Here is a 21,181-nt window from a genome sequence, read left to right on the forward strand (position 1 = left end):
GCATTTGCTACCATCCGGGACTTTCCCCGGATTTGCCCTGAGGTTTAAACGACATGTCAGCCGTTCGCAGCAAAATTTGTGGGATTACCCGCATTGAGGATGCGTTGGCGGCGGTCGAGGCCGGGGCCGATGCCATCGGGCTGGTGTTCTACGCCAAGAGTCCGCGGGCTGTGAACGTCCAGCAGGCGCGGGCGATCGTTGCCGCGCTGCCGCCGTTCGTGACCACCGTGGGCCTGTTCGTCAATGCCAGTCGCTGCGAGCTGGGCGAGATCCTCGATGCGGTGCCGCTGGACCTGTTGCAGTTTCACGGCGATGAAGCACCGGCGGACTGCGAGGGCTATAACCGGCCCTACATCAAGGCGCTGCGGGTCAAGGCCGGCGACGATATTGCCAGCCGTTGCGCGGCTTATGCGCGGGCCAGCGGCATCCTGCTCGATACCTACGTCGAGGGCGTGCCGGGTGGAACTGGCGAAGCCTTCGATTGGTCACTGGTACCGCAAGGCTTGAGCAAGCCGATTATCCTGGCCGGTGGCTTGACTGCCGAGAATGTCGGCCAGGCGATAGCGCAGGTTCGCCCGTACGCCGTGGATGTCAGCGGCGGGGTGGAGCAGAGCAAGGGCATCAAGGATCACGCAAAGATTCGCGCATTTATGCAGGCCGTTCGCGGCAGCTGTTAGTCGATGTGACGGCTGGCAGTCTGCCGCCGTCCATAACACCACTGTACAAAACAGGCCGGCACCGTCGCTGGGCGGGCCGTAAATCGAAGTGGCAGCCGCTCTATCCGGGGGTTGTCAGGATGGCTGAGGAGCCGTTCGGTACAGGCAGGTCAAGCTCGCGCTGACCGCGGTAGCGAACAGATCATCGCCGCACACATGAATTTAGCTCAAGGGCATACGCGGGGCCGCGAACCAGAGCGTTCGGGCCGCCGGTACTGGAGAAAGAAAGCATGAGCAACTGGTTAGTAGACAAACTGATCCCTTCGATCATGCGTTCCGAGGTGAAGAAAAGCTCGGTGCCTGAAGGTCTGTGGCACAAGTGTCCGTCCTGCGAGGCGGTGCTGTATCGTCCGGAGCTGGAAAAGACCCTGGACGTCTGCCCCAAGTGCAACCACCACATGCGTATCGGTGCTCGCGCCCGTATCGACATTTTCCTCGACGCTGAAGGCCGTGCCGAACTGGGCGCCGACCTGGAGCCGGTAGACCGTCTGAAATTCCGCGACGGCAAGAAGTACAAGGATCGCCTGACCGCGGCCCAGAAGCAGACCGGTGAAAAGGACGCGCTGATTTCCATGAGCGGTACCCTGCTGGGGATGCCGGTGGTGGTATCGGCGTTCGAGTTCTCCTTCATGGGCGGCTCCATGGGCGCCATCGTTGGCGAGCGTTTTGTGCGTGCTGCCAACTACGCGCTGGAAAAGCGTTGCCCGATGGTCTGCTTCTCCGCTTCCGGCGGTGCGCGGATGCAGGAAGCGCTGATCTCCCTGATGCAGATGGCCAAGACCTCCGCGGTGCTGGCGCGTCTGCGTGAAGAAGGCCTGCCATTCATTTCCGTGTTGACCGACCCGGTCTACGGTGGCGTTTCCGCCAGCCTGGCGATGCTGGGTGACGTGATTGTCGCCGAACCCAAGGCCCTGGTCGGTTTCGCCGGTCCTCGCGTGATCGAGCAGACCGTGCGTGAAAAACTGCCGGAAGGTTTCCAGCGCAGCGAGTTCCTGCTGGAGCATGGCGCTATCGACATGATTATCCCGCGCCAGGAGCTGCGTCCGCGCCTGGGTAACCTGCTGGCTCAACTGATGGGCTTGCCGACGCCTGAGTTCGTGGCCGCGCCCGTCGAGGCGATCGTGGTGCCACCGGTGCCTGCAAACATATGACCGAGCGTACCCTTGGCGACTGGCTTGCCTACCTTGAGCAGTTGCATCCGTCAGCCATCGACATGGGGCTGGAGCGCTCGCAAGAAGTAGCGTCCCGCATGGGATTGGGCAGGCTGGCGCCTCGGGTCGTCACGGTGACCGGTACCAACGGCAAGGGTTCTACCTGCGCGTTCGTGGCGTCCTTGCTGCGAGCCCAGGGGCTGAAGGTCGGTGTCTACAATTCCCCCCATCTGTTGCGCTACAACGAGCGCGTGCAGATCGATGGCGTCGAAGCCAGCGATGCCGAGCTGTGCGAGGCCTTTGTCGCGGTCGAAGCCGGGCGCGGTGAAATTTCCCTGACCTATTTCGAGATGGGTACCCTGGCGGCCTTCTGGCTGTTCCAGCGGGCCGGTCTCGATGCCGTGGTGCTGGAAGTCGGCCTGGGTGGGCGCCTGGATGCGGTCAACCTGGTGGATGCGGATCTGGCGCTGGTCACCAGTATCGGCGTCGACCATGCCGATTATCTGGGTGACACCCGTGAGTCCGTGGCCTTCGAGAAGGCCGGGGTTTTCCGCCAGGGCGCGCCTGCGCTCTGCGGTGACCTGAATCCCCCTCAGCCCCTGCTGGATAAGGCGCGTGAATTGAACTGCCCGTTCTTCCTGCGCGGTCGTGATTTCGACCTGGGGATCACCGAGGCGAACTGGCAGTGGCGGGGTCTCGATGCGCGGGGCAATGCTGTCGAGCTGCGCGACTTGCCGCTGCTCGATCTGCCCATGGAGAACGCCGCGCTGGCCTTGCAGGCCTATTTGTTGCTGGGGCTGCCTTGGCAGGCCGAACGCATCGCCGAAGCCTTGCAGCAGACGCGAGTGGTCGGGCGCCTGGATCGCCGTCAGTTCGAATGGCAGGGCAAGCGCCTGAACCTGTTGCTGGATGTCGGGCACAACCCCCATGCCGCGGAGTATCTGGCCGAGCGCCTGATGCGCCGACCAGTGGCGGGCAAGCGCCTGGCGGTATTCGGCCTGTTGGCGGACAAGGACCTGGAGGGCGTGGTTGCCCGCCTGGATGCCTGTGTCGAGCATTGGGCGGTGGCGCCGCTGGATTCTGCCCGTGCGCGTCCCGTTGCGGACTTGCAGGCGGCACTGCAGAACCTTGGGGCTTCGGTAGCGTCTTATGAGAGTGTCGCCGCAGCCTTGGAAGGGCAGTGTGCGCAGGCTACGGGCGAAGACGAGATTCTGCTGTTCGGATCTTTTTATTGTGTTGCCGAGGCGCTCGAGTGGCTCGCTCGGCGCTCCACGGAGGAAGCTGCACATGGCTATGCTGGATAACGTCTACAAGCAGCGAATGGTTGGGGCCTTGGTTCTGGTGGCGTTGGCGGTGATTTTCCTGCCGATGCTGTTTTCCCGCGAAGATGAGCAGCGACATATCAATGTCGAGGCGCCAGCAGTGCCTCAGGCGCCTGCTGTAACCCAGGTGCAAGTCGAGCCTGTGGTGGTGCCAGAGCCGCAGGCGCTGCCACAGGAGCCGGTACCCAGCGATGAAGAAGTGGCCCAGCAGGCCGCGCCTTCGATGCCGATTGCGCCAAGCGCTCCGGTTGCTCCGGCTCCAGTCCCGGTGGCACCGCCAGTCGCCGCGAGCAAGCCCGTGACTCCACCTCCGGCGCCAGCCCCCAAGCCGGCTCCGGCCCAGCCGATTGCCGCAGCGCCAGCCAAGCCCGATGCGACCCCAAGCCGTGTCGATGCAAACGGCCTGTCGGTCAGTTGGTCGGTGCAACTGGCCAGCCTGTCCAGTCGGGAAAGCGCCGAGAACCTGCAGAAAACCCTGCGCAGCCAGGGGTACAACGCTTATATCCGTTCCGCCGATGGCAAGAACCGGGTATTCGTCGGTCCATTGATCGAGCGGGCCGAGGCAGACCGCCTGCGCGATTTGCTGAGCCGTCAGCAGAACCTCAAGGGTTTTGTCGTGCGCTTCCAGCCTGAGCGCGGTTAAGGCTATCGCCTTGATTTGCAAAGCACAGTGAATCGCAGCTTACCGACGGCCATGCGCTCTGTTAAAATGCGCCGCCTTATCCGTCTGTAGGCTGCACTGTGCCATTTACCTGGGTTGACTGGGCGATCGTTGCAATCATCGCCATCTCCGCTTTGATCAGTTTGAGCCGCGGCTTCGTCAAAGAAGCGCTGTCGCTGCTTACCTGGATCGTCGCAGGAGTCGTTGCCTGGATGTTTGGTGGCTCTCTGTCCGAATACCTCAGCGGATACATCGAGACTCCCTCGGCTCGCGTGATCGCGGGCTGTGCCATCATGTTTGTCGCCACTTTAATCGTGGGCGCAATGATCAATTATCTTATCGGCGAATTGGTTCGCGTCACCGGGCTATCCGGGACCGATCGATTCCTCGGCATGGCCTTCGGCGCGGCGCGTGGCGCGTTGCTGGTGGTCGTGGCCGTCGGGCTGTTGAGCCTGGGGCCGGTACAACAGGATTCCTGGTGGCAGCAGTCGCGACTGGTGCCACAATTTCTATTGGTTGCAGACTGGTCAAAAAACCTCATATTGGGGTGGAGCAGTCAGTGGCTGGCCAGCGGTATCAGCGTACCCGCTGAAATACCGTTCAAGGAACAACTCTTACCGGCCAAAACGCCTCAGTAAGATGTGTTCAGTTCAGTTTCATTAAGTAGGGGTTGCGTCGCATGTGTGGCATCGTCGGTATCGTCGGTAAGTCGAACGTCAATCAGGCGCTGTATGACGCGCTAACCGTCCTCCAGCACCGCGGCCAGGACGCTGCCGGTATCGTGACCAGCCATGATGGCCGGTTATTCCTGCGCAAGGACAACGGCCTGGTCCGTGACGTTTTCCATCAACGGCACATGCAGCGCCTGGTCGGTCACATGGGTATCGGCCATGTACGGTATCCGACCGCTGGCAGCTCGACTTCGGCCGAAGCTCAACCGTTTTACGTCAACTCGCCTTACGGCATCACCCTGGCGCATAACGGTAACCTGACCAATGTTGAACAGCTGGCCAAGGAGATCTACGAGTCTGACTTGCGCCATGTCAACACCAATTCCGATTCGGAAGTCCTGCTCAACGTCTTCGCTCACGAGCTGGCCCAGCGCGGCAAGCTGCAACCGACCGAAGAAGACGTATTCGCCGCCGTGACCGACGTGCACAACCGTTGCGTTGGCGGTTATGCGGTAGTCGCCATGGTCACCGGTTATGGCATCGTTGGCTTCCGCGACCCTCACGGTATTCGCCCGATCGTTTTCGGTCAGCGTCACACCGACGAAGGCGTCGAATACATGATCGCCTCCGAAAGCGTGTCCCTGGATGTGCTGGGCTTCACCCTGATTCGCGACCTGGCGCCGGGCGAAGCGGTCTACATCACCGAAGACGGCAAGCTGCACACCCGTCAGTGCGCGACCAATCCGAAACTGACTCCGTGCATTTTCGAACATGTCTACCTGGCGCGTCCGGACTCGATCATCGACGGCGTGTCGGTGTACAAGGCGCGCCTGCGCATGGGCGAGAAGCTGGCCGAGAAGATCCTGCGCGAGCGTCCGGATCACGATATCGATGTGGTCATCCCGATTCCGGATACCAGCCGTACCGCGGCGCTGGAGCTGGCGAACCACCTGGGCGTCAAGTTCCGCGAAGGCTTCGTGAAGAACCGCTACATCGGCCGGACCTTCATCATGCCGGGCCAGGCCGCACGGAAAAAATCCGTGCGCCAGAAACTCAATGCCATCGAACTGGAGTTCCGCGGCAAGAACGTGATGCTGGTGGATGACTCGATCGTTCGCGGCACCACCTGCAAGCAGATCATCCAGATGGCCCGTGAAGCCGGCGCGAAGAACGTCTACTTCTGCTCCGCGGCGCCTGCCGTGCGTTTCCCGAACGTGTACGGCATCGACATGCCGAGCGCTCACGAACTGATCGCACACAATCGTTCGACTCAGGATGTGGCTGATCTGATCGGCGCCGACTGGCTGATCTACCAGGATCTGCCTGATCTGATCGAGGCGGTCGGTGGCGGCAAGATCAAGATCGAGAACTTCGACTGCGCGGTGTTCGACGGCAAATATGTCACTGGCGACGTCGACGAGGCCTACCTGAACAAGATCGAAAACGCACGTAACGATGCCTCCAAGGCCAAGACCCAGGCGGTCAGTGCGATCATCGATCTGTACAACAACTGATCTAGAGCATTAGAAGACATAAGGAGTAGGCGGCATGAGTCAGGATTGGGATGCCGGTCGGCTGGACAGCGACCTTGATGGCGTAGCTTTCGACACCCTGGCCGTGCGCGCCGGCCAACACCGTACCCCGGAAGGGGAGCACGGTGATCCGATGTTCTTCACTTCCAGCTACGTGTTCCGCACGGCCGCCGATGCGGCCGCGCGGTTCGCCGGCGAAGTGCCGGGCAATGTCTATTCCCGCTACACCAACCCGACCGTGCGGGCGTTCGAAGAGCGCATCGCCGCCCTGGAAGGCGCCGAGCAGGCGGTGGCCACGGCCACTGGCATGGCGGCGATTCTCTCGGTGGTCATGAGTTTGTGCAGCGCGGGCGACCATGTATTGGTTTCGCGCAGTGTGTTTGGCTCGACCATCAGCCTGTTCGAAAAGTATTTCAAGCGCTTCGGTATCGAGGTCGATTACGTGCCCTTGGCGGACCTGTCCGGCTGGGATGCGGCGATCAAGGCCAATACCAAGTTGCTGTTCGTTGAATCGCCGTCCAACCCGCTCGCCGAGCTGGTGGATATCGCTGCATTGTCCGAAATCGCTCACGCCAAGGGCGCGATGCTGGTGGTCGACAACTGTTTCTGTACTCCGGCGTTGCAGCAGCCGCTGAAGCTGGGCGCGGACGTGGTGGTGCACTCGGCGACCAAGTTCATCGATGGCCAGGGTCGTTGCATGGGCGGTGTGGTGGCTGGCCGCAGCGAACAGATGAAAGAAGTGGTGGGTTTCCTGCGTACCGCGGGACCGACCCTGAGTCCGTTCAACGCCTGGATCTTCCTCAAGGGCCTCGAAACCCTCAACCTGCGGATGCGCGCCCATTGTGCCAATGCCCAGGCCCTGGCCGAATGGCTGGAGCAGCAGGACGGCATCGAGAAGGTGCACTACGCCGGTCTGCCAAGCCATCCGCAATACGAACTGGCCAAGCGTCAGCAACGTGGTTTCGGCGCGGTGGTGAGCTTCGAGGTCAAGGGCGGCAAGGACGGGGCCTGGCGTTTTATCGACGCCACTCGCCTGATTTCCATTACCGCCAACCTGGGCGATAGCAAGACCACCATCACTCATCCGAGCACCACCTCTCACGGCCGTCTGGCGCCGCAAGAGCGTGAAGCGGCGGGCATTCGTGACAGCCTGATTCGTATCGCTGTCGGCCTTGAGGATGTGGTGGACCTGCAAGCCGACCTGGCGCGCGGGTTGGCAGCCTTGTGATCGAGTTGTCCGAACAGCAGAGCGTTGCCAACGGCCGCGTCGCGCTGGTGACTGGCGCGGCACGCGGTATCGGCCTGGGCATCGCTGCCTGGCTGATCAGCGAGGGCTGGCAGGTGGTGTTGACCGATCTGGACCGCGTGCGCGGCTCCCAGGTGGCCAAGGTCCTGGGTGACAGTGCCTGGTTCATTGGCATGGATGTGGCGGATGAAGCGCAGGTCGCCCTGGGGGTCGCCGAAGTGCTGGGGCAGTTCGGGCGCCTCGATGCGCTGGTGTGTAACGCAGCAGTCGCTGACCCGCGCAACATCACCCTGGAAAGCCTCGATCTGGCTTACTGGAATCGGGTGCTGGCGGTGAACCTCAGCGGTCCGATGCTCCTGGCCAAGCACTGTGCGCCATATCTGCGCGCTCATGGCGGAGCCATCGTCAACCTGGCGTCTACCCGTGCCCGGCAATCGGAACCGGACACCGAAGCCTATGCGGCGAGCAAGGGCGGTCTGCTGGCCTTGACCCATGCATTGGCCATGAGCCTGGGGCCGGAGATCCGGGTCAATGCGGTCAGTCCCGGCTGGATCGATGCCCGGGATCCAGCGGCGCGGCGGGCGGAGCCCCTGAGCGATGCCGATCATGCCCAGCATCCGGCGGGCAGGGTAGGGACGGTCGAGGATGTGGCGGCGATGGTGGCGTGGCTGTTGTCGAAGAACTCCGGTTTTGTCACTGGTCAGGAGTTCGTGGTCGACGGCGGTATGAGCAAAAAAATGATTTATCGCGACTGATGGCGTGTGGAGGGCGCAACGAGCACGGCTTTAGGTCGTCGGTGTTGTTGATTCCTTTTTCAGGCGTTGTCGTGATTTTGTCTTTTTCAGAAAAACTTCAAGCAGGGTATTGACTTAGCATCGGTATCTGCGTAAATTTCGCGGCCTCAACGAAGCAAAGGGTGATTAGCTCAGCCGGGAGAGCATCTGCCTTACAAGCAGAGGGTCGGCGGTTCGATCCCGTCATCACCCACCACTTCTTGAGTGCCTTTCGAAAGAAAGACGGAGGCTTCCATAGAAGCATCCAACCGACGCGCAGCGGTAGTTCAGTCGGTTAGAATACCGGCCTGTCACGCCGGGGGTCGCGGGTTCGAGTCCCGTCCGCTGCGCCATATTTTACAGATCAGGTGTTCCTGCTCTGAGATTGAAAAGCCTCGAAGTTTTTCAGTCAGATGATTTAAACGGTTCACATGGACGCAAGTCCAAGCGATACGCAGCGGTAGTTCAGTCGGTTAGAATACCGGCCTGTCACGCCGGGGGTCGCGGGTTCGAGTCCCGTCCGCTGCGCCATATCTACTTGAAGGAGCACTGAACGCCTTCAAGTGACGAAGGAGCCGCAAGCTCTTCGGATCGATAGCAAAGACCCTGGTCGAAAGACCGGGGTTTTTTGTTTTTGGAATCCGGCGTTTTCGATACTGCTCAGGCAGTCGATATTGCCCCTCTGCAAATAAAAAACCGCCTTATAGGCGGTTTTTTATTTGCAGAGGGGCAGGTTATCAGAACCCCAGCTTGTCCCGCAGGCTGTAATACCAGGCGCCCATTGCAGTAAATGGGGTGCGCAACAGCTGGCCGCCAGGGAAGGGGTAGTGCGGCAGCTCGGCAAAGGCGTCAAAACGTTCTGCCTGGCCGCGCAGGGCCTCTGCCAGTACCTTGCCCGCCAGATGGGTGTAGGTGACGCCATGGCCGCTGCAGCCCTGGGAATAGTAGATGTTATCGCCCAGGCGTCCGACTTGCGGCAGGCGCGACAGGGTCAGCAAGAAGTTGCCGGTCCAGGCGTAGTCGATCTTCACATCCTTGAGTTGTGGGAAGGCCTTGAGCATCTTCGGTCGGATGATCGCCTCGATGTTCGCCGGGTCGCGAGCGCCGTAGACTACGCCGCCGCCAAAGATAAGGCGCTTGTCGGCGGAAAGACGGTAGTAATCCAGCAGATAGTTGCAGTCCTCGACGCAGTAGTCTTGGGGAAGCAGACTTTTTGCTAGCTCATCGCTCAATGGTTCAGTGGTGATGACCTGGGTGCCGCATGGCATCGATTTGGCGGCCAGTTCCGGCACCAGGTTGCCCAGGTAGGCGTTGCCCGCGACTATGACGAACTTGGCCCTGACCTTGCCTTGTGGGGTATGTATCACCGGATTGGCACCGCGTTCGATGCGTACCGCCGGGGACTGTTCGTAGATAACGCCACCCAGGGATTCCACGGCTGCCGCTTCACCCAGTGCCAGATTGAGTGGGTGGATATGCCCGCCGCTCATGTCGAGCATGCCGCCCTGGTACAGGTCACAAGCGACGACTTCGCGAATGCGGCGCTGATCCAGCAATTCCAGTCGGGTGTGGCCGTAGCGCTCCCACAGGCGCTTCTGCGACTCCAGGTGACCCATCTGCTTGCTGGTGATGGCGGCGAACACTCCGCCATCTTTCAGGTCGCACTGGATTTGATACTTGGCGACCCGCTCACGGATGATCCTGCCGCCTTCGAAGGCCATCTGGCCAAGCAGTTGAGCTTGCTTGGGGCCGACACTGCGTTCAATCACATCAATGTCGCGGCTATAGCTATTGACGATCTGTCCACCGTTACGCCCGGAAGCGCCGAAGCCAACCTTGGCCGCTTCCAGGACGGTGACTTTAAAGCCATTCTCAAGCAGGAACAGGGCGCTGGAAAGGCCGGTGTAGCCGGCACCGATCACGCAGACATCGGTTTCCACATCATCTTGCAGCAGCGGGCGGGCTGGAGCAGCGTTGGCTGACGCCGCGTAATACGACTGTGGGTAAGGTGTGTTCGCCATCCTGCAACCTCTGTTTAATATTCTTGACGATTGCGTGGATCCTACCTGAGTTGAAAAACGCCTACCAGCCATTGAAAAATCTTCTTGGCAGGCTCAAAAAATAAAAATTCGCATATTCAGAGGGTTAGCTGCAAAAAAGGTGTTGACACCCCTCCGGAATTCCGTAGAATGCCGCCTCACAGCAGGCACGTAGCTCAGTTGGTTAGAGCACCACCTTGACATGGTGGGGGTCGTTGGTTCGAGTCCAATCGCGCCTACCAAACAAAATCCGCTCTGCTGGGCGGTCTGGAAGGGCCCACCGAAAGGTGGGCCCTTTTTTGTTGTCCGCGGTTTTAAAAACCTTTGTAAAGCCACCACTCAAAAGGCCAAGTCGGCACCTGCCTCCAGGTACACGATCTCCTTTTTCGGCGTGCCCTTCCTGATAGTGTTCTTTCAAGGTCCACCGATGACTTCAGGCTGGCGATCTTCGCGGCGTTGGAGGCTGGCCTGGTCCAGGTGGATAGCACGCTTTAGTCAGGGGCGTCGTTGTGACTGCACTTTGCAACTGACCACCAAGAGCGGGCGCTTCGATGTAGAGACTGCTGGTCTTAAGAGAAAAATCTAATATTTTAGGAATCGTCCTACATTCTAAAGTTGTTCTAGTTGATAGAACCTTCCTTCTGATATTTGCGAAGGAATGGAACGTGTCTAGATTGTTGGGTTGGGTGTTGCTGTGTTCGCAGCTATTTACATTCGTGCATGCTAGCAATTACCTCAATATCCCTGACTGGCCGGGTGATCAGGAATCATGTCCTTCGCCGCGAGATATCAAGGGCATGATGGGCATTTTTAGCGCGCCAGCTAAAAGTGAGGGTGCTGAATGGGTAGGTGTGCTGGTTGACGGTGCCATGGAAGCTGTTACCAACTTCGAGAAAAGCTATTTTGTATTGACTCACCAAGGTGTCGATAAAGTTGGTTTTATAAATAGCTGTATCTATGTGACCTCCGGTGGCCGATATTTGAATATGCATCTTGATCTCGGCGGTCATTACAAACAGGTCATGTGGATTGGAAACTCGTTGTCATGGAAAGAGTCTCGAGACTTCTCCTCATCAACAATCCTGGAATGCACGGATACCTATAGAGATGCATGCAGTTTTTATTTGAAGTGAATGTGCCCGTCTGTATGGAAGGGTTTTGTTCCAGGCTATGCCGTTGTCTTTTTGGCATCCTTAATGCTTATGCATTTCATGACATTTTTGTGACACTTTTAAGTCGGTTTTCGGTCTGTATGCACGTTCCCTGCGCAATACGGGCAGGATGTGGTCGGGTAGGGTGCAGGTATGAAGAGTAGAGCGACGGTGATTTGTGCGCATGGAGGGCAAATTCTTTTTGTCCGCAAGGATCGCGCAAAATGGTCTTTACCGGGCGGCAAGGTCGAGCCTGGGGAGTCTCTCGCTGCTGCCGCGATACGTGAGTTGCGTGAGGAGACAGGGCTGGATGCCAGTGAGCCTCTTTACATCCTGGAGTTCGACGCCGGTAATGTACGGCATCACGTATTCGAGGTTGCCGTGGCCAATGCCGAGGATGCCCGGCCCTTGAATGAAATTGCGGCCATCGCTTGGCATGCCTATGGGGCTGCCCGTGAGCTGGATGCAACGGCCGCCACCAAGAGTATTGTGAGCTCGTTTTTACGCCGCCTTTAACCGAGGTGTTATCGATTCATGAAGAAGCCCGCCTTGCGCGGGTTTTGTTTTTCCGGCCAGTACGCGAAATGGTCTGCGAGCAGTTTCTCGCAGCCGAATGCCAATGGCTTGTCATGTGAGTGATACTGTCGCGTTTTTACGGCGAGGTAGCATGATGCGGGTGTTGATGGCGGTAATGGTCGCGGCGCTGCTGGCGGGGTGTGCCGGCTCGGCGATGAATGAGGCGCGTTCGAAGAGTCCCTACAAGGTGCTCTCGTCGGCCAAGGCGGAGCAAATCGTGGCGCAGTGTGTGCAGTTTGCCTGGCAGGACGAAGCGGTGTTCGGTGTGGATGCGTCGGCCTATCTGGAGTCTGCCAAGGTGGGTGGATACACGGTCTATACCCGTTCGGCGGAGTCCTTTGCCGATATTCGGGGGCAGGCTTCGGGTACCACCGTCAATTATTACGCGGTCCAGGACAACTGGGTCGCCAAGCGTAGACTGGCCGCATTGGCGACTTGCCTGTAATTCCTTTTTGAACGTTATCCAGTAAACAGATCATGAACCCGGCTCTTGCCGGGTTTATGGTTTATTGAAGATTTCCATTGTTTTTCTTGAAGGGTTGGTTAACAAGAGGCTAGTTGAATACTCATTTATTGGCTTGTGTAAGTTATTTGCCTTTCTTCCTGTAGGTTTGCGCTGTAATTATTCGTTGATGTCCCGGCTTTGTTGAGGTGCAACAATTTGCTCGGCATTTTGTATGCGGAGATCAGTAGACAAAACACTGATTTGGACTAGTTTAAAGTTCTCCTCAAGAAGGAGATTCATTTAATCAAAGGAGTGAAAAATAATGAATAAGCCATTAGTTCAACCGAAACACGGGCGTGTCGTATCCCCCTCCAGCCGTGGTGCTGTCGCCGTCGAGCTGGGGCTGCTCGGCACCTGGCAGGTCAATGAGATGGAAGGCGGTAAAAATTTCCCGGCCCTGGTGGGCGGACCTTTTCAGAAACCATACGAGAGCGACGTCGCCAGCGTTGTGCCACCGGCTGATGGGCATATCCTCAGCGGCGGCAAGACCGACGAGCGTGACTGCCTCAACTTCACCAATGAAGAAATGTCGAGGAAGCTTGGGCGTTCGTTCTCCTGGCCGTTGCTCAACGTCGATCCGGGGCAGGTGTTTCAGGTCAAGTGGGAGTACACCGCTCCTCATGTGACCCGCGGTTACAGCTGGTTCATCACCAAAGATGGCTGGGACACGAGACAGCGTATCAGCCGTGCGCAACTGGAGCCGCAGGCTTTCTTCAAGGACTTCTACACACAAGTTCCGTATGACCAGCACGGCGATGAAATGAAGGCCAAGGTCGAACATCAAGTGACACTGCCCAAGAACAAGAAAGGCCACCACGTGATTGTTCTGGCGTGGATTGTCGCCAACACTGGCAATGCGTTCTATCAGGCGTTCGACGTCGACTTCAAATAGTCGACTTTGAATAACAGCAGAAGTTGTCATTCTCTTTAAATGGTTCTGAAGGATTAGAACGTGAACAAGATCAACTTTGCAGCGGTAAAGACTCAGGCGAATGATTCGGCATCGTTGATGCCGTCGATCGCAGGCAAGAAGATCCTCATGGGCTTCTGGCACAACTGGCCGGCAGGCCCCAGTGACGGCTACCAGCAGGGGCAGTTCGCCAACCTCGACCTGGTGGATGTACCCAGGGAATACAACGTGGTGGCGGTAGCTTTCATGAAGGGCAACGGCATTCCCACCTTCAAGCCCTACAACCTGTCGGACGAGGAGTTCCGGCGTCAGGTTGGCGTGCTCAACAGCCAGGGGCGGGCGGTGTTGATTTCCCTTGGCGGTGCGGACGCTCATATCGAGTTGCACAAGGGCAATGAGCAAGCGCTGGCCAACGAAATCATCCGTCTGGTGGAAACCTATGGTTTCGACGGGCTGGACATCGACCTCGAGCAAAGCGCCATCGATTTTGCCGACAACAAGATCGTGCTGCCGGCGGCGCTCAAGCTGGTGAAGGATCACTACGCAGGCGAGGGCAAGCACTTCATCATCAGCATGGCGCCGGAGTTTCCCTACCTCGCCACCGGCGGCAAATACGTCGGTTATATCCAGGCGCTGGATGGCTACTACGATTTCATCGCGCCGCAATACTACAACCAGGGCGGCGACGGTCTGTGGGTCCAGGAAGCCAACGGCGGGCAGGGTGCCTGGATTGCCCAGAACAACGACGCGCTGAAGGAAGACTTTCTGTTTTATCTGACCGAGAGCCTGGTCACCGGTACGCGTGGCTATATCGCCATCCCTGCCGACAAGTTCGTGATCGGTCTGCCGGCCAACGTCGACGCGGCAGCGACCGGGTATGTCATTGACCCAGCGGCGGTGAGCAATGCCTTCAAGCGTCTGGATCGTGCCGGATTGTCGATCAAGGGCCTGATGACCTGGTCGGTCAATTGGGATGACGGCCTCAACAAGTACGGCGTCCGTTACAACTGGGAGTTCCGTGATCGTTATGCGCCGCTGATCCATGGTGGCAGCGGCGAGGAGCGACCTTCGGCGCCGGGCAACCTGTTTTCTCCCGCGCAGACAGAGAACAGCGTGACCTTGAGCTGGAGTGCTGCCCACGGTGTTCGTCCGATCGAGTTCTACACCCTGTTTCGCGATGGCAAGCCGGTGGCCCAGACGGCCTCGCTGACCTTGACGGACGAGGGGCTGAAAACCGATACGCTGTACAGCTACTTTGTCAGCGCCACGGACGCCCAGGGTAATCAGTCGCTGCCCAGTACCAACCTGAACATCAAGACCGCTGGCGGGGTGCCTGACCCGCAATACCCGGAATGGCAGTTGAATCATCACTATCGCAAAGATGATGGTGTGACTTATCAGGGCAATCTGTATCTGTGCTTTCAAGAGCACACCTCGAACGCCGGCTGGACTCCGGATGTCGCCTTCACCCTTTGGGCCAAGGTGGCGGTTCAGCGTCGTGCGTGAGCGCGGCTAGGAGCAGTACAGAGGCGCCCCGATGACGGGCGCCTTTTTTATTGGGTGTCGGGCAAGGCAAAGCTGCGGGTTATGGGCTAATACTCACAGGCCTTTTTTTGTCATCCGTCAATGGAGAGTGGAGCGATGCTCATGCACTGGTTTCTCGCAGCCGTACACCTGTTGGCCTTTGCTGTCGCCTTTGCGGCGGTGCTCAATCGCGGTACAGCGTTGCGCCGCGTGGTCACCGAAGGGGCGGATGTGCGCCGGGCTCTGCTGGCCGACAATGGCTGGGGGCTGGCCGCCGCGGTGTTGTTGATCACCGGCTTGCTGCGCGCCTTTGCTGGATACGAAAAAGGCACGGACTACTACCTGCACCAGCCGCTGTTTCACATCAAGATGACCTTGTTCGTCATCATCCTGTTGCTCGAAATATGGCCAATGGTTGCGCTGATCAAATGGCGAATCGCCCTGGGGCGCGGGGCGTCGATCGATACCGGTCGCACCACGCTGTTTGCGCGCATCAGCCACCTGCAGGCGCTGCTGATTGTGCTGATAGTAGTGGCGGCCAGTGGCATGGCACGTGGGGTCATGCTCGGCCAGTCATGAGGTGAGGAGTCGCGTGTCCTCGGGCTCGCTGCGGGCTGTTGCGCGTCATCGAGCGCCGCGCGCTCTAGCAGAGTTGGCTGAAAGCCTTGCTGATGGTGGCTCGGTTGGTTTTGAACTCGGCCTGCTGCACGGGAATGATGCCGAACTCGTCGCTGACGATAGTCAGCACGCGGTGCAGGTAGTCGACGTTGGCCTCGGAGCGGAAGGTGAATATTCCGCGTTTGACTTCGTAGAGCCCCTCCGTCGAGCAGGCGGCAATGGTCCGCATTGCATTCAGGTCGTTGGTGATCAGAAGGTAAGCGAACTCTTGCATATGACCGCTCCTTGTTCGTAAAGCATCTGCCGATGGCAAGGGGGGGAGCCTCGGCGGGTTCGCGGAGGCGGTAGGTCTTGAAATTACTCCTCCTGCTCATTGCCACGCTACTGAGTATTTATACAAAAACGAGGAAGGGCTTTCTCCCGGCCGAGTCGTATCGACAGATTGCCGGGATGGAGCGCTATCAGTGAAGGGCTTGGGTAGTGCACTTTTGCCAGGGCTGGCGCTGGCGGCCTGAACTGCGCCGCTGCCATTTGAAGAGGGGGAGGATGCTGCGGGGAATCAATCAACGATGACGCTGCGCCAGCCATTGTGATGAGACAAAGGGCTGGCCGCTCATGGCGCTCAAGGTGTTTCGCGTTTGTCCGGGGCGGTGAGGCCGGCTTGGATCCGTTGGTAGATTTCTTCGCGATGGACTGCGACGTCTTTCGGGGCATTGATGCCGATCCGGACTTGCTGGCCGCTAACGCCCAGAATGGTGATCGTGATGTCGTCACCGATATTTATGCTTTCACCGACCTTGCGGGTGAGTATCAGCATGATCTTCTCCTTGATTGCTTAGTAGGGCACCTGATTCAGACAGTGCAGATGTCGGTAGTAGTGCGTATAGATTACTGCGAAGTACCACTGTGTGGGTGCCTCTTTCTGACGCGCAGACGCTGTATTAATTCCCGAGGTGCAACTATACAGAGGCGATAAATATCATTCTCCTTGTTTTGCGCTGATTTTGTGGCGTTTGTGCAGGGGATTGGGGTGCTAAAATCGCCGCCTCAGACTTTCAAGGGGTAGGTTGTGCGCACAGTAGCGATGATGATGGCGGTCCTGGCATTGGCGGGATGCGGTGAAGGCAAGCATGCCGAGGTGGACAAGAAGGTGGCGCCGGTTGTCCAGGCACAGCCGCCGCAGACCGCCACGACGCCGCAATGGGATGTGCTGGTCGCCGGCACCCTGCCTCAGGCGACGAGCGATCTGGCCGGCTGGCTGATCGAACACGGGATCATTTCCTATGTCGTCGTCGAAGATGGCAAGGATCGGGTGCTGATCGGCCCGTTCGATTCCCAGGCCGAAGCCGAAGCCAAGAAAGCCGAGCTGGTCGAGAAGCTGACCAAGGCCAAGAAGCGCAATATCGAGCCGCAGGTAATCGAGCACCGCGTCGCGCAATAAGCCGTTCTTTTGGGTGCCGGGTCAAGGCCGGTCTTGCCGGCGCTCAATCATCCTTGAGGGGGCTGTCCATGCCCCGGACGTTTATCGGCAACCCGGACGGATATCAGCCGCAGGCCTTCAGGTTGACCGGGCCGACGAACTCGTTGCCACGCCCCATCACACAAGCCACGCGCTGATTGCGCTGGCGCTCCCAGGGTTGTACCGGATAGGTTTTGTTCCAGGCTTCGTACAACTGACGATCCTGTTTCGACAGGCGCAGGTTGTACTGCTTGCTCATATAGAAGTAGGTCCGGGCGATCATGCCGCGAATGGATGGGCGCGGCATGACCTTCTTGGCCTTGAAGTCGACCTGAGTCAGGCACGAACCGTACTGGCCGGACCGCGCCGGCAGCCAGCCGAAGCTGAAGTTGTTACGGTCGCCATTGACCTCGCCGATGCTCGGCACCAGGTTGTGCAGGTCGGCTTCGGCGCGTTGATAAATCGGGTCGTGGCGCGTGCAGTTCTTGCGCCCGCCTTGCTGCCAGCATTGACGCTGATGGCCGATCTGCCAGGCGGGAACGATGTGCTCCCATTCGATGCGCGCGGCGCGATTGGCGTTCTTGCGGGGGACATAGCCGCAGGCGGCGAGGTTGACCCTATTGCCGCTGTACTTGCAGCCACAGTAGAACTCGGTGGATTGCGGGGCGTACAGCTTCCAGGCGATTTTCTTCGCTTCGTTGAAGGTACGGGGCGCATCGGCGTGGGCATTCAGGGCAACGCAAAACAGCAGTACAGCAAAACAGCGGGCAATCATCGACTCAGTCTTCCCTCGGCACAACCCAGAAAATCTGCACACCGCCGTCATCGCGATAGGCGAGGGTGACGTTGTCGTTTTCGGCGATTTCTTCGAGCAGGCGCTCCCACTCGTCGACCGCTTCGTCGGGCTGACGGAAGATCAGGGCGGCCTTGGCTTTTTGTGCGTTGGGCGAGTTGATGATTTTCTGAACGCGCAAACCGAGGCGTTCATAAGAGCTTGGTGGTGCTGCGGCGGGCACGGAACATTCCTTATTAAGCTGTATGCGCGTACAGTATTTTACTGTAGGAAATTTCGCAACCGCTTAAAATTCAAGAGGTTCTTCTGACAGCGATATCCGCGGATTGCTGCAAAACGATTGAGTTTTTTATCTGCGGGATAAAGAAGAGGGCTGGCCAACCGGGGCGGAGCACTCGCCCAGGGCGGGCGAGTGCGGGGTAGAGCGGTGCCCGACCAGAACAGGTCGGGCGGGCCAATCAGTATTCCCAGAACATCCGCTGCAGTTCCTTGCTGTCCTGGGTCTTGGTCAGGGCGACCATGGCCAGGATGCGGGCTTTCTGCGGGTTCAGGTCGTTGGCCACGACCCAGTCGTATTTGTCGTCAGGCTGTTCCGCGTTGCGCAGTACGAAGCCGCCGGCATTGACGTGGGACGAACGAATGATCTGTACGCCATTCTTGCGCAGCTCCTGCAGGGCCGGCACTACGCGGGAAGACACCGAGCCATTGCCGGTACCGGCATGGATGATGGCTTTGGCGCCGGACTGGGCCAGGGCCTTGTAGGCGGTATCGCTGACGTTGCCATAGCCATAGGCGATTTCGACGTCAGGCAGGCTCTTGATGGTCTTGATGTCGAATTCCGAATCCAGGGTGTGACGCTTGGCCGGCAGGCGGAACCAGTAGGATTTGCCTTCCACTACCATGCCCAGCGGACCCCATGGGCTCTTGAAGGCTTCGGTCTTGATATTGATCATTTTGCTGACGTCGCGACCCGACTGGATCTCGTCGTTCATGGTGACCAGCACGCCCTTGCCATGGGCTTCCTTGCTGCCGGCGACGGCGACGGCGTTGTACAGGTTGAGCATGCCGTCGGCGGACATGGCGGTGCCCGGACGCATGGATCCGACCACTACGATGGGCTTGTCGGTCTTTTCCACCAGGTTCAGGAAGTACGCGGTTTCTTCCAGGGTGTCGGTACCGTGGGTGATGACGATGCCGTCGACGTCCTTGCTGTCGGCCAGTTCGGCGACGCGACGGCCCAGTTGCAGCAGGTTTTCGTTGGTGATGCTTTCAGAGGCGATCTGCATGACCTGTTCGCCGCGCACATTGGCGACCTGGCTCAGCTCGGGGATCCCGGCGATCAACTGCTCGATGCCGACTTTGGCGGCCTGGTAGGTGGCGCTGTTGGCGGCACTGGCGCCAGCGCCGGCAATGGTGCCGCCGGTAGCGAGCACGACCACGTTGGCCAGCTTCTGTTTGGTTTCGACTTCCTTGGCCTGCAATGCAGTCGGAAGGAGCAAGAGGAGGGCCAAAGCGCCCGGAACAAGGGTGTTGAAAGCAGATTTCATTATTTTCTCTCTAGTAGTGAGACGGTGCTGGTGCAGGTTCATCTAGATACACCCGAGACAGATCTGAATGCCGCGGGCGAAAGGGAACAGCAGGATCTGTACCAGCCGGACTGTGGTCGCAAAACTCTTTTAACTTAATGATTTATATCAACTTATTTTTATTTATCGGATTCGATGGCCGTTTCGTTGTCCGGTTTTCCGAATGCTCGGAAGATTTGCGTTCGGTTGTCCGACAGTTCTGGTTGGCATGAGGAAAATGCTGAATTAAAGAGATGGTCCTTGCAGCCGATGCCCTCCAAGGATCGTTTCTTTATGGAGCTCACATGTCTATTTCTGTCGGTTTTCCCGCTGCCGGGGCCATCACCATCAACGGTAAATCACCGGCCACTATCGAGGCTCTGAGCCAGGGCGCCGCCGATAGCGCTGCGCAAGCCCTGGGGATCGATGAAGAGGGCAAGCTGCGAGTGGCATCCGCTTCCAAGGCCGAGAAGGCAGAGACCCAAGGCTCTGAAGGGGACAATCAAAGCCTGGTGGTGAAAATGCTGCTCAAGCGCATGAAAGAACTGCAGGCCCAATTGCAGGAGCAACAGCAGCAGTTGGCCGCTGCCCAGGCGGCGAGTTATCCGACCCCTGAAGCCAAGGCGACCGTGGTGATGGCGATTCAAGGCCAGATCGTCGATACCAACGGCGCGCTGCAGGAAGTGGCTGGGAAGCTGGTCAAGGAACTGAGCAAGGACGCTTCGTCAGGCACACTGGTCAGTACCACCGCATGATTGTGTGATGTCGTACGGGGCGTCTGTCCTGGCGTTCCGGGCGGCTCATGGGCTTGGCTTCCCCGTTGACAAATAGCGGCAGGGTTCGCATAGTTCGTTTTACGCAAACGTTTGCGCAGGCCCTGGGCGATAAAAGTCATACACCTCTCAGGTTCGCTTCAAGCCGCGTTAATCGGGGTCTGAAGGTCGTCGAGCGTACTCCGGCGCAAGCGTTGCTCACAATAATCATAAGATCGGAGTGAACCCATGAAGCTGCCATTCGCTGGACGTCTTCTCGCTGTCGCTGTTCTGGCTGCCGCATCCGCTACGCTTCCCCTCTCTTCGGCATTCGCCGAGGCCCCGGAAAAACCCAAGGTCGCCCTGGTCATGAAATCCCTGGCCAACGAATTTTTCCTCACCATGGAAGACGGCGCCAAGGCTTATCAAAAAGACCATGCCGCCGATTTCGACCTGGTTTCCAACGGCATCAAGGATGAAACCGACACTGCCAACCAGATCCGTATCGTCGAGCAGATGATCGTTTCCAAGGTCAACGCGCTGGTGATCGCCCCGGCGGACTCCAAGGCCATGGTGCCGGTAATCAAGAAGGCGGTGGACGCCGGTATCACCGTGATCAACATCGACAACCAGTTGGATCCGGTCGTACTCAAAAGCAAAAACATCAGCGTGCCTTTTGTCGGCCCCGACAACCGCAAGGGCGCGCGCCTGGTGGGCGAGTACCTGGCCAAGGACCTGAAGGCCGGTGACGAAGTCGGCATTATCGAAGGCGTGTCCACCACCACCAACGCCCAGCAGCGCACCGCAGGCTTCAAGGATGCGATGGAGGCCGCGCAGATCAAGGTGGTCTCGCTGCAATCCGGCGACTGGGAAATCGATGCCGGCAACCGCGTCGCCGCCGCCATGCTCAGCGAATACCCGAACCTCATGGCGCTGCTGGCCGGCAACGACAGCATGGCCGTCGGTGCCGTCTCGGCGGTGCGCGCGGCGGGCAAGGCCGGTAAGGTCAAGGTGGTCGGCTACGACAACATCAATGCCATCAAACCGATGCTCAAGGACGGTCGCGTGCTGGCGACCGCCGATCAGTTCGCCGCCAAGCAGGCGGTCTTCGGTATCGAGACGGCGCTGAAGATCCTCAAGGGCGAGAAGGTGGACGGTGGCGCCAATGGCGTGATCGAAACTCCGGTTGAGCTGGTCACCCAGTAATCTTTCTGGCG

23 protein-coding genes and 4 tRNA genes are annotated in these 21,181 nt (G+C 58.8%); 21 read left to right on the plus strand and 6 right to left on the minus strand.

Going from position 1 to position 21,181, the window contains the following annotated elements:
• The first annotated feature begins 53 nt into the window (after positions 1–53).
• From AC3RCP_RS11225 to AC3RCP_RS11275, 11 genes are all read left to right on the plus strand, one after another.
• Entirely contained in the window at positions 54–677 is a 624-nt protein-coding gene (locus AC3RCP_RS11225; protein WP_101337337.1) for a phosphoribosylanthranilate isomerase, read from the plus strand.
• A 269-nt stretch (positions 678–946) separates the two neighbouring features.
• Complete coding sequence (accD, locus tag AC3RCP_RS11230; RefSeq protein WP_007921980.1) at positions 947–1,867, plus strand: acetyl-CoA carboxylase, carboxyltransferase subunit beta; 921 nt, start codon at positions 947–949, stop codon at positions 1,865–1,867.
• A complete protein-coding gene (gene folC, locus AC3RCP_RS11235) occupies positions 1,864–3,171 on the plus strand; it encodes a bifunctional tetrahydrofolate synthase/dihydrofolate synthase (RefSeq protein ID WP_101337338.1) in 1,308 nt (435 codons plus the stop codon). The genes accD and folC overlap by 4 nt, the downstream gene beginning before the upstream one ends.
• On the plus strand, positions 3,155–3,832 hold the full coding sequence (locus AC3RCP_RS11240) for an SPOR domain-containing protein (protein ID WP_087088522.1): 678 nt from the start codon (positions 3,155–3,157) through the stop codon (positions 3,830–3,832). The genes folC and AC3RCP_RS11240 overlap by 17 nt, the downstream gene beginning before the upstream one ends.
• A gap of 98 nt (positions 3,833–3,930) precedes the next feature.
• Positions 3,931–4,488 carry a CvpA family protein gene (locus AC3RCP_RS11245; protein WP_007921975.1) on the plus strand — a complete coding sequence of 186 codons (558 nt, stop codon included), beginning with the start codon at positions 3,931–3,933 and terminating at the stop codon, positions 4,486–4,488.
• Positions 4,489–4,529: 41 nt separating this feature from the next.
• Positions 4,530–6,035 carry an amidophosphoribosyltransferase gene (purF, locus tag AC3RCP_RS11250; RefSeq protein WP_007921973.1) on the plus strand — a complete coding sequence of 502 codons (1,506 nt, stop codon included), beginning with the start codon at positions 4,530–4,532 and terminating at the stop codon, positions 6,033–6,035.
• Positions 6,036–6,069: 34 nt separating this feature from the next.
• Complete coding sequence (locus AC3RCP_RS11255) at positions 6,070–7,281, plus strand: O-succinylhomoserine sulfhydrylase (RefSeq protein WP_007921971.1); 1,212 nt, start codon at positions 6,070–6,072, stop codon at positions 7,279–7,281.
• Positions 7,282–7,286: 5 nt separating this feature from the next.
• Positions 7,287–8,054 (plus strand): SDR family oxidoreductase, encoded by a 768-nt coding sequence (locus AC3RCP_RS11260; RefSeq protein WP_219734949.1) that lies wholly within the window; start codon positions 7,287–7,289, stop codon positions 8,052–8,054.
• A 159-nt stretch (positions 8,055–8,213) separates the two neighbouring features.
• A tRNA-Val gene (locus AC3RCP_RS11265) sits at positions 8,214–8,289 on the plus strand.
• Positions 8,290–8,348: 59 nt separating this feature from the next.
• A tRNA-Asp gene (locus AC3RCP_RS11270) sits at positions 8,349–8,425 on the plus strand.
• A 101-nt stretch (positions 8,426–8,526) separates the two neighbouring features.
• Positions 8,527–8,603: transfer RNA gene (locus AC3RCP_RS11275), tRNA-Asp, on the plus strand.
• A 206-nt stretch (positions 8,604–8,809) separates the two neighbouring features.
• On the opposite strand, the gene AC3RCP_RS11280 is transcribed toward AC3RCP_RS11275, so the two are convergent.
• A complete protein-coding gene (locus tag AC3RCP_RS11280; RefSeq protein WP_101337339.1) occupies positions 8,810–10,093 on the minus strand; it encodes an NAD(P)/FAD-dependent oxidoreductase in 1,284 nt (427 codons plus the stop codon).
• Between the two features lie 183 nt (positions 10,094–10,276).
• Between AC3RCP_RS11280 and AC3RCP_RS11285 the strand changes: the two genes are divergently transcribed.
• The 7 genes from AC3RCP_RS11285 (at position 10,277) to AC3RCP_RS11315 (ending at position 15,356) form a co-directional block, all read left to right on the plus strand.
• A tRNA-Val gene (locus AC3RCP_RS11285) sits at positions 10,277–10,353 on the plus strand.
• A gap of 423 nt (positions 10,354–10,776) precedes the next feature.
• Positions 10,777–11,244 (plus strand): DUF3757 domain-containing protein, encoded by a 468-nt coding sequence (locus AC3RCP_RS11290; RefSeq protein ID WP_178081055.1) that lies wholly within the window; start codon positions 10,777–10,779, stop codon positions 11,242–11,244.
• A 171-nt stretch (positions 11,245–11,415) separates the two neighbouring features.
• Positions 11,416–11,778 (plus strand): NUDIX hydrolase, encoded by a 363-nt coding sequence (locus tag AC3RCP_RS11295; RefSeq protein WP_007920559.1) that lies wholly within the window; start codon positions 11,416–11,418, stop codon positions 11,776–11,778.
• 154 nt (positions 11,779–11,932) lie between these two features.
• A complete protein-coding gene (locus tag AC3RCP_RS11300) occupies positions 11,933–12,283 on the plus strand; it encodes a hypothetical protein (RefSeq protein WP_101339404.1) in 351 nt (116 codons plus the stop codon).
• Between the two features lie 322 nt (positions 12,284–12,605).
• Positions 12,606–13,235 (plus strand): lytic polysaccharide monooxygenase auxiliary activity family 9 protein, encoded by a 630-nt coding sequence (locus AC3RCP_RS11305; RefSeq protein ID WP_101337352.1) that lies wholly within the window; start codon positions 12,606–12,608, stop codon positions 13,233–13,235.
• A 117-nt stretch (positions 13,236–13,352) separates the two neighbouring features.
• Entirely contained in the window at positions 13,353–14,759 is a 1,407-nt protein-coding gene (locus AC3RCP_RS11310) for a carbohydrate-binding protein (RefSeq protein WP_492571593.1), read from the plus strand.
• Positions 14,760–14,894: 135 nt separating this feature from the next.
• Entirely contained in the window at positions 14,895–15,356 is a 462-nt protein-coding gene (locus AC3RCP_RS11315) for a DUF2214 family protein (RefSeq protein WP_492571470.1), read from the plus strand.
• A gap of 64 nt (positions 15,357–15,420) precedes the next feature.
• Here the strand turns inward: AC3RCP_RS11315 and AC3RCP_RS11320 are convergent, their stop codons facing one another.
• Together AC3RCP_RS11320 and csrA are read right to left on the minus strand one after the other, a co-directional pair.
• Entirely contained in the window at positions 15,421–15,669 is a 249-nt protein-coding gene (locus AC3RCP_RS11320) for a hypothetical protein (protein ID WP_492571472.1), read from the minus strand.
• Between the two features lie 348 nt (positions 15,670–16,017).
• Complete coding sequence (gene csrA, locus AC3RCP_RS11325) at positions 16,018–16,212, minus strand: carbon storage regulator CsrA (protein WP_007920550.1); 195 nt, start codon at positions 16,210–16,212, stop codon at positions 16,018–16,020.
• A gap of 267 nt (positions 16,213–16,479) precedes the next feature.
• On the opposite strand from csrA, the gene AC3RCP_RS11330 reads away from it, so the two are divergent.
• Positions 16,480–16,836, plus strand: coding sequence for an SPOR domain-containing protein (locus AC3RCP_RS11330; protein WP_101337355.1), 357 nt, complete (start codon positions 16,480–16,482; stop codon positions 16,834–16,836).
• Between the two features lie 103 nt (positions 16,837–16,939).
• On the opposite strand, the gene AC3RCP_RS11335 is transcribed toward AC3RCP_RS11330, so the two are convergent.
• The 3 genes from AC3RCP_RS11335 to AC3RCP_RS11345 form a co-directional block, all read right to left on the minus strand.
• Complete coding sequence (locus tag AC3RCP_RS11335) at positions 16,940–17,629, minus strand: endonuclease (protein ID WP_492571473.1); 690 nt, start codon at positions 17,627–17,629, stop codon at positions 16,940–16,942.
• Positions 17,630–17,633: 4 nt separating this feature from the next.
• Positions 17,634–17,870, minus strand: a complete 237-nt coding sequence (locus AC3RCP_RS11340; protein ID WP_274306130.1) for a DUF1654 domain-containing protein — start codon at positions 17,868–17,870, stop codon at positions 17,634–17,636.
• Positions 17,871–18,105: 235 nt separating this feature from the next.
• Positions 18,106–19,194 carry an asparaginase gene (locus AC3RCP_RS11345; RefSeq protein WP_007920539.1) on the minus strand — a complete coding sequence of 363 codons (1,089 nt, stop codon included), beginning with the start codon at positions 19,192–19,194 and terminating at the stop codon, positions 18,106–18,108.
• Between the two features lie 323 nt (positions 19,195–19,517).
• On the opposite strand from AC3RCP_RS11345, the gene AC3RCP_RS11350 reads away from it, so the two are divergent.
• Positions 19,518–19,967 (plus strand): hypothetical protein, encoded by a 450-nt coding sequence (locus tag AC3RCP_RS11350; RefSeq protein WP_492571474.1) that lies wholly within the window; start codon positions 19,518–19,520, stop codon positions 19,965–19,967.
• A 246-nt stretch (positions 19,968–20,213) separates the two neighbouring features.
• Entirely contained in the window at positions 20,214–21,170 is a 957-nt protein-coding gene (locus AC3RCP_RS11355) for a sugar ABC transporter substrate-binding protein (protein ID WP_492571475.1), read from the plus strand.
• Positions 21,171–21,181: the final 11 nt, after the last annotated feature.

This window comes from Pseudomonas sp. GW822-FHT05A08, from assembly GCF_058800485.1.